11 protein-coding genes are annotated in these 13,743 nt (G+C 45.4%); all 11 read left to right on the forward strand.

What is annotated here, in order from left to right:
* Nucleotides 1-17 precede the first annotated feature (17 nt).
* The 11 genes from metE (at nucleotide 18) to AC5W14_RS05210 (ending at nucleotide 13,639) form a co-directional block, all read left to right on the forward strand.
* Entirely contained in the window at nucleotides 18-2,294 is a 2,277-nt protein-coding gene (metE, locus tag AC5W14_RS05160; RefSeq protein WP_496193835.1) for a 5-methyltetrahydropteroyltriglutamate--homocysteine S-methyltransferase, read from the forward strand.
* 12 nt (nucleotides 2,295-2,306) lie between these two features.
* Nucleotides 2,307-4,568 (forward strand): ribonucleoside-diphosphate reductase subunit alpha, encoded by a 2,262-nt coding sequence (locus AC5W14_RS05165; RefSeq protein ID WP_496059836.1) that lies wholly within the window; start codon nucleotides 2,307-2,309, stop codon nucleotides 4,566-4,568.
* Nucleotides 4,569-4,595: 27 nt separating this feature from the next.
* On the forward strand, nucleotides 4,596-5,633 hold the full coding sequence (locus AC5W14_RS05170) for a ribonucleotide-diphosphate reductase subunit beta (RefSeq protein WP_496193836.1): 1,038 nt from the start codon (nucleotides 4,596-4,598) through the stop codon (nucleotides 5,631-5,633).
* A gap of 102 nt (nucleotides 5,634-5,735) precedes the next feature.
* Nucleotides 5,736-6,707, forward strand: coding sequence for a Gfo/Idh/MocA family protein (locus tag AC5W14_RS05175; RefSeq protein ID WP_496193837.1), 972 nt, complete (start codon nucleotides 5,736-5,738; stop codon nucleotides 6,705-6,707).
* A gap of 153 nt (nucleotides 6,708-6,860) precedes the next feature.
* Nucleotides 6,861-7,634: a hypothetical protein gene (locus AC5W14_RS05180; RefSeq protein ID WP_496193838.1), complete on the forward strand. Its 774-nt coding sequence runs from the start codon at nucleotides 6,861-6,863 to the stop codon at nucleotides 7,632-7,634.
* A 3-nt stretch (nucleotides 7,635-7,637) separates the two neighbouring features.
* Entirely contained in the window at nucleotides 7,638-8,012 is a 375-nt protein-coding gene (locus tag AC5W14_RS05185; protein ID WP_496193839.1) for a GntR family transcriptional regulator, read from the forward strand.
* Nucleotides 8,005-8,718 carry an ABC transporter ATP-binding protein gene (locus AC5W14_RS05190; RefSeq protein WP_496193840.1) on the forward strand — a complete coding sequence of 238 codons (714 nt, stop codon included), beginning with the start codon at nucleotides 8,005-8,007 and terminating at the stop codon, nucleotides 8,716-8,718. The genes AC5W14_RS05185 and AC5W14_RS05190 overlap by 8 nt, the downstream gene beginning before the upstream one ends.
* Nucleotides 8,711-9,637 carry an ABC transporter ATP-binding protein gene (locus tag AC5W14_RS05195; RefSeq protein ID WP_496059833.1) on the forward strand — a complete coding sequence of 309 codons (927 nt, stop codon included), beginning with the start codon at nucleotides 8,711-8,713 and terminating at the stop codon, nucleotides 9,635-9,637. The genes AC5W14_RS05190 and AC5W14_RS05195 overlap by 8 nt, the downstream gene beginning before the upstream one ends.
* Nucleotides 9,630-10,568, forward strand: a complete 939-nt coding sequence (locus AC5W14_RS05200; RefSeq protein ID WP_496193841.1) for an ABC transporter permease — start codon at nucleotides 9,630-9,632, stop codon at nucleotides 10,566-10,568. Before AC5W14_RS05195 ends, AC5W14_RS05200 begins: the two co-directional genes overlap by 8 nt.
* A 94-nt stretch (nucleotides 10,569-10,662) precedes the next feature.
* A complete protein-coding gene (mgtE, locus tag AC5W14_RS05205; RefSeq protein WP_496193842.1) occupies nucleotides 10,663-12,027 on the forward strand; it encodes a magnesium transporter in 1,365 nt (454 codons plus the stop codon).
* A gap of 142 nt (nucleotides 12,028-12,169) precedes the next feature.
* A complete protein-coding gene (locus AC5W14_RS05210; protein WP_496059830.1) occupies nucleotides 12,170-13,639 on the forward strand; it encodes an MDR family MFS transporter in 1,470 nt (489 codons plus the stop codon).
* Nucleotides 13,640-13,743 lie beyond the last annotated feature (104 nt).

Here is a 13,743-nt window from a genome sequence, read left to right on the forward strand (position 1 = left end):
GGGAGGATATTTTACAAATGAGCACATGGACAACAAGCAGCCTCGGCTATCCGAGACTTGGAGAGAACAGAGAATGGAAAAAAGCACTGGAATCATTTTGGAAAAAGAACATAACGCACGATGAGTGGAAAGCGGAAATGAAAAGACTTCGCCTGGAATCTCTTGTTAAACAGCAGCAAAGAGGAATCGACTGGATTCCCGTAAATGATTTTACTTACTATGACCAGATGCTTGATATGTCGGTTATGTTTAATATTGTTCCGGAAAGGTTCGGGACGTTCAGCGATGAAATACCCGACAGTGCCTACTTCGCTATGGCGAGAGGGTCAGAATATGCTCAGGCTTCTGAAATGACCAAATGGTTTAACACAAACTATCACTACATTGTCCCTGAAATGGAACATGCCGTGCCCCGCCTGACAAAAAATATGCCGCTTGAAGCGTACCGGCAGGCAAAGCAGGAGCTTGGAATAGAAGGAAAGCCGGTTATAATTGGTCCTGTTACTTTTTTGAAGCTGGCGAAAGGATATGAGGAGAAAAATTTTGGGGAACTGCTTGATCAGCTTCTTCCTTTATATGTTCGGGTCCTGCAGGAGCTGAAGCAGGAAGGCGTGCAATGGGTCCAGATAGATGAGCCTTCGCTCGTAGCTTCTTTTCCTAAAAAGGATATTGTCCACCTGGAGAAAGCCTATCGTCTTTTTGCAGAAGAAGTACCGGGAATTTCTCTTATGCTGCAGACGTATTTCGAAGGTGTGGATCATTACGAAGAGATCACTTCCCTTCCCGTTGCCGGCATAGGACTTGATTTTGTCTATGGGAAAGAAAAGAATACGGAGTCTCTCCGTGTCCATGGGTTTCCTGAAGATAAAGTAGTCGGTGCCGGCATTATTGATGGAAGAAATATTTGGAAAAGCGACGGGGTAAAAAAGAGTGTCGATCTTCAAACGATACAAAACGCTGTATCGGAAGACCGGATTTGGATTCAGCCGTCCTGCAGTCTTCAGCATGTTCCGGTTACCGTTCAGAATGAAACGAAGCTTAATCCTGTACTGCAGGAAGCTCTTTCCTTTGCTGATGAAAAGCTGGAAGAAATCAAAAATTTACGGACTGCATTAAAAGAAGGAAACACTGAGCTTCTTCAGAAAAGCCATCGTGCAGTTCAAGCGCTCGCAGAATCAGAATGGAGAACAAAAGCGCTTGAACCTGTTAAAGAAAGCACACCTTCTTCAAGAACGGCAGCCTTCAGCGAACGCCGCACCGTTCAGCAGGAAAAATGGAAGCTTCCCCTGTTCCCTACGACGACAATCGGCAGCTTCCCGCAGACGAAGGAAGTCCGGGTAGCCAGGCAGAATGTGAAAAAAGGAACGATCTCAAAAGCAGAATACGATGCATTTATTAATGAAAAGATTAAAGAATGGGTGGACATTCAAAAAGATATTGATCTGGATGTTTACGTACACGGAGAATTTGAGCGCAACGACATGGTTGAATTCTTCGGGGAAAAACTGGCTGGCTTTGCATTTACAGCGAACGGCTGGGTGCAGTCCTACGGATCCCGCTGCGTCAAGCCTCCTGTTATTTTTGGAGATGTAGAGTGGACAGAGCCGATGACCGTAAAAGAATCCGAGTACGCCCAGTCCCTGACGGACAAGCCGATGAAAGGCATGCTTACCGGACCGGTTACTATCCTGCAATGGTCTTTCGTTCGTGATGATATGGAAGAGCGCGACGTGACAAACCAGATCGCCGCAGCATTGAGCAAAGAAGTGGAAGCATTGGAGAAAGCCGGGATTGAAATGATTCAAGTGGATGAGCCGGCTATCCGGGAAGGGCTGCCGCTGAAGCACAGCGAGCATGAGCATTACCTGGACTGGGCCGTCCGTGCCTTCCGCCTGGCGACATCCAACGTAAAGAACACGACACAAATTCATACGCATATGTGCTACAGCGAATTCCAGGACATGATCGAATCGATACGCGCTATGGATGCGGATGTTATCTCCATCGAAACATCGAGAAGTCACGGCGAACTTATCGAAGCATTTGAGACAGCCGTTTATGATAAAGGAATCGGTCTGGGTGTTTATGATATTCACAGCCCAAGAGTGCCAGGCCCCGAGGAAATGCTGCAGATGATTGACCGCGCCCTGCAGGTCCTGCCGCCGTCCCTGTTCTGGATCAACCCGGACTGCGGATTGAAAACAAGGGATATCCCGGAAACCGTAGATGCATTAAAGAATATGACAGAAGCCGCCCGCCTCGTCCGGGAAAGATGGACGCAGGAAGTGAACTAAGGAGAGTGTAGAATGACAGTAATATTTAAAGATAACGGCAGCCGCACCCTGGCTTTTGAAAAGCAAAGACTCGAAGCCTATATAGACGAAGTAACAGACGGATTTCCAGATTTGGATAAAGAAGAATACAAAGAAGCCGTTGTTTCCAATGTATCCTATAAAGACAGCTATTCAGCCGATCAGATTACCCAGCTCCTTACGCTGCAGGCTTCAGAGAGAATTGACAGAAACGGTCCGCAGTGGACGTATGTCGCAGCACGGATTTATTTGAGAAAGCTGTATAAAGAAGCTGCCAAAAACAGGGCGTACGATGCCGAAGACAAATACGGTTCGCTGTACGGCCTGTTAAAGACACTTGGAAGCAAAGGGGTGTACGACAGTACGCTTTTACGCGATTATTCCAAAGAAGAAATCATCGAACTCGAGCAGGCGATCAAGCCGGAGCGGGATGAGCTGTTCACGTATGTCGGTGTGCTGACCCTTGCCCATAAGTATCTGGCGAGCGACAAAAGCAAAAATGTCTATGAGCTGCCGCAGGAGCGATTTATGGTGATTGCGATGAAGCTGATGATCGAAGAACCTCAGGAAAATCGTCTTCATATGGTAAAAGAGGCTTACTGGGCGCTGTCTAATCTTTATATGACTGTTGCTACACCAACCTTGGCGAATGCAGGAAAAAATGTCGGCCAGCTGAGTTCCTGCTTTATTGATACAGTAGATGACAGCCTGCGCAGTATTTTTGATTCCAATACAGATGTTGCCAACCTTTCCAAAAATGGCGGAGGCGTAGGCATATATTTCGGCAAGCTGCGAAGTCGTGGTTCTGACATTAAAGGATACAAAGGAGTAGCAGGCGGTATTATGGGCTGGATGAAGCAGCTCAATAATACAGCTGTTTCTGTAGATCAGCTCGGCCAGCGCCAGGGCGCATTCGCTGTTTACCTGGACGTATGGCATAAAGATATTCTCGAGTTTCTGGACGTAAAGCTCAACACTGGAGACGAGCGGATGCGCACCCATGATATTTTCACAGGAGTGTGTCTGCCTGACCTGTTTATGGAGAAAGTAGAGAGCCGCGAAGATTGGTACTTGTTTGACCCCCATGAAGTAGAAAAGGTTATGGGCTGGTCTCTAGAAGATTTTTATGATGAAAAAGAAGGCAGAGGATCGTTTCGGGAAAAGTATCAGCAGTGCATGGACCATCCCGGTATTTCAAAAGAACGAATCCCTGCGATTGAGATTATGAAACGCGTGATGAAATCCCAGCTGCAGACCGGAACACCTTATATGTTTTACCGTGACACGGTAAACCGGGAAAACCCCAACAAGCACGAAGGCATGATCTACAGCTCGAATCTCTGCACAGAAATTATGCAGAACATGAGCGCCACGGTTATTAAAGAAGAGAAGCTGACGCCGGAAGGCACGATTATTACGGAAAAAACACCGGGAGATATGGTCGTCTGCAATCTCTCTTCCATTTCTCTTGCCAGAGCAGTTACAGAAGGGGTGCTTGAGCGTCTGATTCCAGTTCAGGTCCGCATGCTCGACAATGTCATTGACTTAAATCATATTGAAGTGCTGCAGGCGCAGCTGACAAACAAGCGTTACAGAGGCATTGGCCTTGGCACGTTCGGATGGCACCATCTGCTGGCATTAAAAGGCATCCGCTGGGAATCAGAAACAGCCGTAGCCTATGCAGATGAACTATACGAGAAAATCAGCTATTTAACGCTCGAAGCGAGCTGCCGTATTGCAGAAGAAAAAGGCGCCTATCCATTATTTGAAGGAAGCGAATGGGAAAGCGGTGCTTACCTGGAACGGAAATATGATTCAAAAGAATGGGACGAGCTGCGTACACGCATCCAGAAAAATGGTATCCGCAACGGCTACCTTATGGCGGTAGCACCCAATGCAACGACCTCACTTATTGCAGGATCCACCGCCAGTATTGACCCTATTTACCGCCAGGAATACGTGGAGGAGAAAAAAGGCTACCGGTCCCCGGCTACCGCTCCTGATATCAGTTCCAAGACGATCTGGTATTATAAGTCTGCGTTTAACATTGATCAGTCATGGAGTATCCGCCAAAATGCCGCCCGCCAGAAGCATATTGATCAGGCGGTCAGTTTTAACCTGTATATCCCCCGGGACATTAAAGCAAAAGAGTTTCTGGATATGCACCTTCAGGCATGGTCAGCAGGACTTAAAACCACGTATTACACACGTTCCACTTCAACGGTAATAGAGGACTGCGAAAGCTGCTCCAGCTAAGAGAAAAGAAAAGAGGAGGCATAAAAAATGGCTACTTTACAAAAACGCAAGCTGTATGACACGACAGCTCCAAATAAATCAACCGGTATTATCAACGGCGAAAGCTCGAATATACTAAACTGGGATCAGACTGCGCGCAAGTGGGCCTACCCTATGTATAAAAATATGCTCCGCAACTTCTGGATTCCAGATGAAGTCAGCTTAATTAACGACCGCAACCAGTATAAGCAGCTGAGCGGTGATGAGCGGGAAGCCTTTAATAAAATCATCGGACTGCTGGCTTTTCTGGACAGCGTACAGACGGATTTTTCCTCCAAAGTGTCCGAGTACCTGACCGATTCCAGTCTGTCGGCCCTTATGTCCGTATTGGCTTTTCAGGAAGTAGTCCACAATGAGTCGTATACGTACGTTCTATCGAGCGTAACAGACGGCAATACGCAGGAAAAAGTGTTCGAATACTGGAAAACCGATGAAGTATTGTTGGAACGCAACAAGTTTATTGCAGATGGATATACCGATTTTACGGAGAATCCCACCCAGGAAAACTTCGTCCGCGCGATTGTATATGACGTTATTCTGGAAGGGTTGTTTTTCTACTCCGGTTTTGCTTTCTTCTACAACCTGGCCCGAAACGAGAAGATGCTCGGAACCTCTAAAATGATTAATTTCATAAATCGGGATGAACAGATTCACGTTAATCTGTTTGTCCACATCTTAAAAGAGACCCTGCAGGAAAACCCTGAGCTGAATACTGACGAGTTTGCCGACTTTGTAAAAGAAACCTTTATTGAAGCGGCAGAACTTGAAATCAAATGGGGAAACTATGTAATCGGCAATAAGATAGACGGAATCAATGCCAATGAATTGGAAAGCTATATTAAATTTATGGCGAACAAGCGGATTAAAGAGCTTGGATTTGATGCAGTATTTGAAGGGTACAATAAAAATCCGATGCGCTGGGTTTCAGTTTATAATGATAATACGACCGGAAAAGCCGATTTCTTTGAAACGACGGTGACGGACTACAATTTAGTAGATTCAGATAATGATTTCGATTCTCTTTAATCAAAACAAAAGCTCTTTCCCATGCCGGGAAGGGGCTTTTTGAGGTTAAATAAAATCTTTCGTGTACTCATGCTATGATAGAAAAAAAGAGGAGTGAGACCGGTGAAAATAGCAACAATTGGAACGAACTGGATTACAGAAGCGTTTATTGAAGCGGGAACAGAAGTGGAAGGTTTTGAGCTGACAGCTGTTTTTTCAAGAGACAGGAAAAAAGCAGAGGCGTTTGCTTCCAAAAATGGAGCAGCCCGGGCGTATGACAGCCTGGAAGCGATGCTTGCTGACCCGGAGGTGGAGGCTGTCTATATTGCGAGCCCCAACCGGTATCACGCCGAGCAGGCGCTGGCGGCAATGGAAAAGGGAAAGCATGTTATCTGCGAAAAACCATTATGCTCCAACGAAAAAGAAGCAGAAGCCCTTATACAAAAAGCAGAACAAAAGCAGGTCGTGTTAATGGAAGGCATTAAAAACATGTATACGCCTGCTTTTAAAGAAATGACGAGCCACCTGGAAAAAGCAGGCCCGATCCGGCGCGTCTACCTGCAGTACTGCCAGTATTCAAGCCGGTACGATGCCTATAAGGAAGGAACTATTCTGAATGCATTTAAGCCGGAGCTTTCCAACGGAGCGAGTATGGATCTGGGTGTGTATCTTTTTCATCCGGCAGTAGCCTGGTTTGGCCCTCCCTCGCGTATCATGGCTATGGGACACAAACTCGAAACAGGAGTGGACGGACAGGCGTGCGTTCTTATGCAGTACGATGGATTTGAAGTTATTATTTCGTATTCGAAAATCATGGGATCGTCGCTTGCCAGTGAGATTCAGGGAGAAGACGGTGTGCTGCGGATAGATAATGTAAATACACCGGAAGAAGTCGCTTTTCTGCCGCGCGGCGGAGAAGAAGAAAAGCTGTCGATGCCTTCCGGGCGACAGGCGATGAGCTATGAGATAGAAGAATTTATGAAGCTGATCACTTCAGGCGGCAAACGGCAGGTGACGCTGCAGCAGTCCCGGGACGTATTGGCTGTGATAGATGAAGTAAGGCAGCAGCTCGGTGTTGTGTACGACGCAGATTGAAAATAACTTTTCATTTCTTTACAATATATTATATGTAATTTATTACCATAATGAAAAAACACTTCTGTTATTTCGGGGTGTTTTTTTGTTGTTGACACTTTTATTGTACGGGTGTACTATGTAACTAGTTCACTAATACAAAGGAGATAAATAATGAAAAGCTGGATAGGATTATGGAAAAAAGAAATGCGTTTAATGAAGCCTATTTTCATAGCGGGTCTGCTTTTGATAGCTCTTTTACTGAGTCTGACTCTGATCATCCCATTGGTACGCGGGGCAGACCCCTTTAATGCTTCTGCCCTTTTATTAGGAGCTGGAGTTTTTGCACAGTTTTTATATATTCCTGTTTTTTTTATTATCAGCTTTTACAGGGAAAACAGGCATCTGGAATTATGGCTTCATACACCACAGAGTATTATGAAGCTTTTATCAGCTAAAATAGCAAGCGCGGTAATATACGGAGCCGTCACATTACTGGTAAATGGAATATTATTTTTAGTGTTTTTTCTGCTGGCAGCCCATGAACAGGTTGTTTTTCCTTCTACGGGTGAACTGCTTACAGCATGCATGCTGGGCGCTTTGACCATACTGTTCTTTTCTTTAATGATTGATATGTTTGTTGTGTTGTTTTACAGTCTGTATTTACTTATCAAGCCCTATACAGGGAATTGGCCGGCGATTTTTATTGTTTTTGTATTAGTTGGTGCCGGAAGCTGGCTTTACACGGAGCTGTCAAATTCAGCTGTTTACGAAACGTTGACAGAATGGGGAGAAATTTCCGTGCGTTTTCAAACAGGAGTACTCGGAGAAATCACTGCCCAGGCTCCTTACAGCTTTTATGCAGGGACCTTTGTATATGGAATCTTTGAAGCTTTGCTTGTGCTGGTTATTGCTTCGTTTCTGCTTGAAAAAAGAGTGGAGGTGTAGAGCATGCCAGCATCCTTTGATGCATCAAAACCCATTTACAGACAATTAGCCACGCAGATTTACTGGAGAATATTAAGAGAAGAATGGAAGCCGGGGGAAAAGCTTCCATCAGTAAGAGATACTGCCGTTCAATTTGGAGTGAATCCAAATACCGTCTCCAGAACATACAATGAAATGGAAAGAGACGGTGTCGTGGAAACAAAAAGAGGGCAGGGAACGTTTGTAACGGAAGATAAAGAAGTGCTTCTTCAGCTCCGCGAGAATTTAAAACAGGAGCAGATCAGCCAGTTTACAAAAGAAATGAAGGAGATGGGCTTTTCAACAGAAGACATTCTTTCAGGAGTGGAGCGCTACTTAAAGGAGGAAGAAAATGATTGAAATGCAGGAAGTATGCAAAAGCTACCGCCGGAAAAAGGCGGCTGATCATATTAACTTTTCTCTTCCGGAAGGTTCGGGCATTGTTGGTATCGTTGGAGCAAATGGGAGCGGCAAATCGACGCTTCTGAAGATGCTTGCCGGCCTGGTCAGACCCGATAAGGGAAGTATTCGGTTGAACGGCGGAAAAGTATCCCGCCGAAGCGCTTCCAATATAGCTTATCTATCAGAAATGGAGAGTTATTACTCCTTTTATACAGTTAAAGAAATGATCGACTTTTATGCTACGCAGTTTTCGGATTTTAATAGAGAAAAAGCGGCTGACATGATGACCTTTATGAATATTGAAGAAGCAAGCCGGATTAAATCTCTCTCAAAAGGAAGCAGAGGCCGGGTTAAAATAATGCTCGTTCTTTCCAGAGAAGCTTCTGTCATTTTAATGGATGAGCCCCTTTCCGGCCTTGACCCTATGGTGAAAGAATCTATTATCAAAGGGCTGATTTCCTACATTGACGTAGAAAAACAAACCGTTCTGCTGACCACACATGAACTTGGCGAAATCGAACCACTGCTTGATCAGGTCATGTTGATGAAAGATGGGAAGATACTGGCCTGGGAGTATACGGAAGATATACGGTACAAGCACGGGTTTAGTACAGTAGAGTGGATGAAATCATATTATGAGATTAAGGAGGCGGCTTATGAGTGAAAATCCAATTGTAAAAATCGAAGGGCTGACGAAGACGTTGGGCCGTACCAATGTAGTAGATGATATTTCCGTAGATATTTACGGGGGAGAAGTATTTGGTTTTCTGGGTCCGAACGGGGCCGGGAAAACAACGACGATCCGGATGATGCTTGGCTTAATGAAAGCCTCCAAAGGAGACGTCCAAATTAACGGTTTCAGTGTACAAAAGCAATTTGTCCAGGCGATGGAGCACGTCGGCGGAATTGTCGAAAATCCGGAAATGTACGGCTATATGAGTGGATATCAAAACCTTGTTCATTACGCCCGGATGAACGGCATTACCTCCAAAGGAAGAATCGATCAGGTTCTGGACATTGTAGGTATGCGGGAATCGAGCGGCCAGAAAGTAAGGCGCTACTCCCTTGGTATGAGACAGCGTCTCGGGCTCGCCCAGGCCCTGCTGCATAAGCCGAAGCTTCTTATACTGGATGAACCGACAAATGGACTGGATCCCGCGGGAATACGCGAGATGAGGCGTCACCTGCGTTATCTGGCAGAACAAGAAGGAATGGCTGTATTTGTATCCAGCCATCTGCTCTCAGAAATGGAGCTGATGTGTGACCGTATTGGCATTATTCAAAAGGGTAAGCTGATTGATGTGCAGAACGTTCATGACTTTGTCGGAGGGATAGAAGAAAAAACGCTTCATCTCACAGTGGATCCGGTACGGGAAGCCCAGAAAATCCTGAAGGCCCACTTTCCTAAACAAACGATGATTACCAAAGGAAAAACCATTCAGCTGCAGACCGCACCGGACAAAGTGCCTGAACTGATTACAGAGCTTGCCGGAGCGGGTATTAATATTTACGAAGCTGCGTTAAACGGCGGGACGCTGGAGGATAAATTCTTAAAGGTGACTGGAGGGGAAGGCGTTGTCTAAGTTTACTGATTTAGTAAAAAATGAACTCATGAAGCTTTTTAATAGAACAGGAACCTGGGTGATGGCAGGCATTTTAGCCGCTGTTGTCATCGGCGCCGCGCTCATAACGCTTTTGAACGTTGATCCGCCGGCAGATAATTGGAGAGCGGAACTAGAACAGCAGGTGGAAGCCGACCGGGAAATTCTTGCTGAAAATCCTGAGGCAGTTCAATTCGAGGAAAATATTATATTAAACACATATCGGCTCGATAATGATATTCCCCCTATTAATGATGCGACTCAGTGGGGATTTGTTGACTTTGTTTCTATCTTAACGATGTTTGTAACACTGTTTACTGTTATTGCAGCGGCATCCAGTGTGGCCGGGGAGTTTTCCAATGGGACAATTAAACTGCTGCTGATCCGACCGGTTAAACGATGGATGATTCTGCTGTCAAAGCTTGTCGTCAGTTTAATGTACGCGGCGGGACTGCTGGCGCTGCTTTTTGTTACGGCCTACCTTTCAGGTGGAATCTTTTTTGGTTTCCAGTCCCTGCAGTTAACGACGCTGTATCTGGATAATGGAAATGTAGTGGAACAGAGCATGGCGGCAAGTGTTTGGACAGGTTATGGCCTGGCAATGGTGAACCTGGTTATGATGACTATTTTTGCTTTTATGATTGCAGCCGTTTTCCGCAACAGCTCAATTGCGATAGGACTGACCATTTTTCTCATGTTTGCCGGCACGAACGTTGTGGCATTCCTGAGCCAGTATAACTGGGCAAAATATATTTTGTTTGCAAACACAGACCTGCGTATGTATTTTGGAACAGGGGCACCGCTTATAGAAGGAATGACCCTGCCATTTTCAGTTGCTGTTCTTATCATATACTTTGTAGTTTTTTCCTTTATTACGTTTTTTGTTTTTTCCAAACGCGATGTGGCAGCTTAGATAGAGCTTCCGGTTTTGAAAAATATGGCGGACGGGGCTTTCCATGCTTCTTTTATAGGTATAAACTAAGGGAAGCACGAGGAGGTGGGCATACGTGGATTACAATAACAACACTCCAGTAGAAATAAACGTCCTGGAAATTAGAAATCTATTAAAAGAAGGCAGCATAGAGAAATTCCGCGAGCCCTTTCTGGACCTTCACCCGAACGATCAGATGCAGGTATTGTTCGAATTGGAAAAAGAGGAACGAAAGCAGCTGTATGCCTATCTGGAAGCAGAAGAGCTTGCAGCTGTATTTCAGCTGATGGAATATGAAGATCAGTTTTTTACTTCCATAGAAATGGATGATGAACGCCTAGCTGCAGTATTAAACGAAATGTATGCTGATGATGTAGCTGAATTTATAGGGAAAATTCCTCATGCAGACCGAAAAGAAGCTCTTTTGGAAATGATGGATCAGACAGAAGCCCGCGAAGTTCGGGAGATTATGTCCTACCCGGAAAAAACAGCTGGTGCTGTGATGACAAAAGAGTTTCTGGAAATATTTGCAGATCAGCGGATTGACGGAGTAATGGCTTACCTCCGAAAAGCTGGAAACGAAGCAGAATCAGTGTACTATCTTTATGTTGTGGGAGCGGACGGTGAGCTCGTCGGGGTTGTTTCTCTCCGTGATATTATTGTCAGTGATGCCGATCGCATCGTTAAAGACGTGATGAACACGCAGGTTATTTCGGTCGACGAGTACCTGGACCAGGAAGAGGCAGCCCAGATTATTAAGGACTATGATCTGCTGGCAGCCCCTGTTGTAACAAAGGATAATAAACTTGTCGGCATCATTACATTTGATGATGCAATGGACGTTCTTGAAGAAGAAGTAACAGAAGATATTGAAGAAATATCTGCTTCCAAAGGATCGACAGACCTCAGCTTGAATCCGTTTCAGGCAGCAGCTAAACGAGCGCCCTGGATTGTACTGCTGATGTTTCTGGGATTAATTACAGCGAACTTGATTAATCAATATGAAGAAACGCTGGAAGCGATTGTGGTGCTGTCTGTGTTTATCCCTTTAATCATGGGAGCGGCGGGAAACGCCGGCACGCAGTCACTAGCCGTGGTCGTACGGAACCTGGCCACAGGAGCCCTGGAAAAAAAGGGATTGTTTCTAATGCTGCGCAGAGAGCTTGGCACCGGAATATTAATGGGGGCCGCCTGTTCAGTAGTTCTACTGGGCCTGGTCACCTTATTATACGGAAATATTGTGCTGGCTTTTATTGTAGCAATCTCCCTGCTGTTGTCACTCAGCGCGGCAGCATTGATTGGCGCAGTGTTCCCGATTATTATTAATAAGCTGAAAATTGATCCTGCCGTTGCCTCCGGGCCTTTTATTACAACAATGAACGATATTGTCGGGCTGAGTATTTACTTTTCCATTGCTACGGCCCTGCTTGAGTATTTATAAAAAACCTTCCGAAAACCGGAAGGTTTTTTTATTTTTTACAAATTTGAAAGCTTTTTCTGTTGAGAAAAAGCTGGATATAGGATAAGCTGTTCTATGCTTTAAAAAAATAGATAGCTAGGTAAATAGTATAAGAGGTGAAAGCATGGACGCGGCAGCAGGAACGACAAAATCTAAAGCAGTAGATACAAGTGGAATTAAAAGAGCCCCTATTATGATTTCCTTAATCATAGGTGCTTTCATTGCTATTTTAAATGAAACGCTCTTAAATGTGGCGTACACCGATTTAATGGCTCAGCTTCAAGTTACAGCGGCTACAGTTCAGTGGCTTTCGACAGGGTTTATGCTTGTGGTTGGTATTCTGGTACCTGTTTCAGCCCTGCTGATTCAATGGTTTACGACGAGACAGATGTTTCTCGGAGCCATGGCGTTATTTACAGCCGGGACACTGCTAAGCGGCCTGGCCCCGAACTTCCCCGTTCTTTTGGTGGGAAGAATTATTCAGGCAGGAGGCACCGGCCTGCTGCTTCCCGTATTAATGAATACTATTCTTGTGCTGTATCCGCCTGAAAAACGCGGAGGCGCCATGGGAATGATGGGTCTTGTTATTATGTTTGCTCCGGCCATCGGGCCCACGTTATCCGGCGTTATCGTAGAGTCGCTTAACTGGCGCTGGCTGTTCTTTTTAATCATTCCTTTCGCTTTGTTTTCCATTATCTTTGGGATGATTTATTTAAGAAACGTATCAGACATTACTAAGCCGAAAGTAGACGTTATTTCTATTGTGTTATCAACCATTGGTTTTGGCGGATTGGTATTTGGATTTAGTAATGCCGGGGAAGGAGACGGGGGATGGACTGATCCGGGAGTATATTTAACGATTATTGCCGGATTTACATCCCTTGGTTTATTCGTCTGGCGGCAGCTTCGTCTAAAAGAGCCGATGCTTGATATGAGAGCATTTAAATCACCGATGTTTTCATTAACAACCGTCCTGCTTATTATTATGATGATGACCATGTTTTCTACGATGATTATCCTGCCGCTCTTTCTCCAGGGAGGCCTTGCTTTAACGGCTTTTGCAGCCGGACTGGCTCTTCTTCCGGGAGGTCTGCTGAATGGAGCGATGTCCCCAATTGCGGGGAGACTGTTCGACAGATATGGACCGAGAGTCTTAGTGATTCCCGGTACGGCCCTGCTCGTTGTGACAATGTGGTTTTTCACCAACGTAACGACAGAGACCGCCACCTGGCAGTTTGTTACGTTTCATTCGATGCTGATGCTGGGCATTTCCCTGGTGATGATGCCGGGTCAGACAAATGGATTGAATCAGCTGCCGCGTAAATACTATCCGCACGGAACGGCTATTCTTAATACGCTTCAGCAGGTAGCAGGAGCGATTGGGGTAGCGCTGTTTATCGGGATTATGACTGCAGCTGAAACCGGATATCTGCAAAGTGCAGTTGATCCGGAATCAGCTGCTGCGCAGCAGGAAGCACTCACATCCGGTGTGCAGGGAGCCTTTACGGTCGGCCTGATCTTCGCGATTATAGCGTTCGTCTTATCTTTATTTATGAAACGAACCACGGCTCCAATTGAAATTGATGAAAAATAAGTAAAGCAGCTCTCCTCACAGAGAGCTGCTTTCAGGCTGTTGAAAAAGACGATAAATACGTATTTTTATACAAAATCCTGTACAGGGGTGCTTTCCGCAGGCCA

The sequence above is a fragment of the Sinobaca sp. TMA16-18 genome, assembly GCF_059510535.1.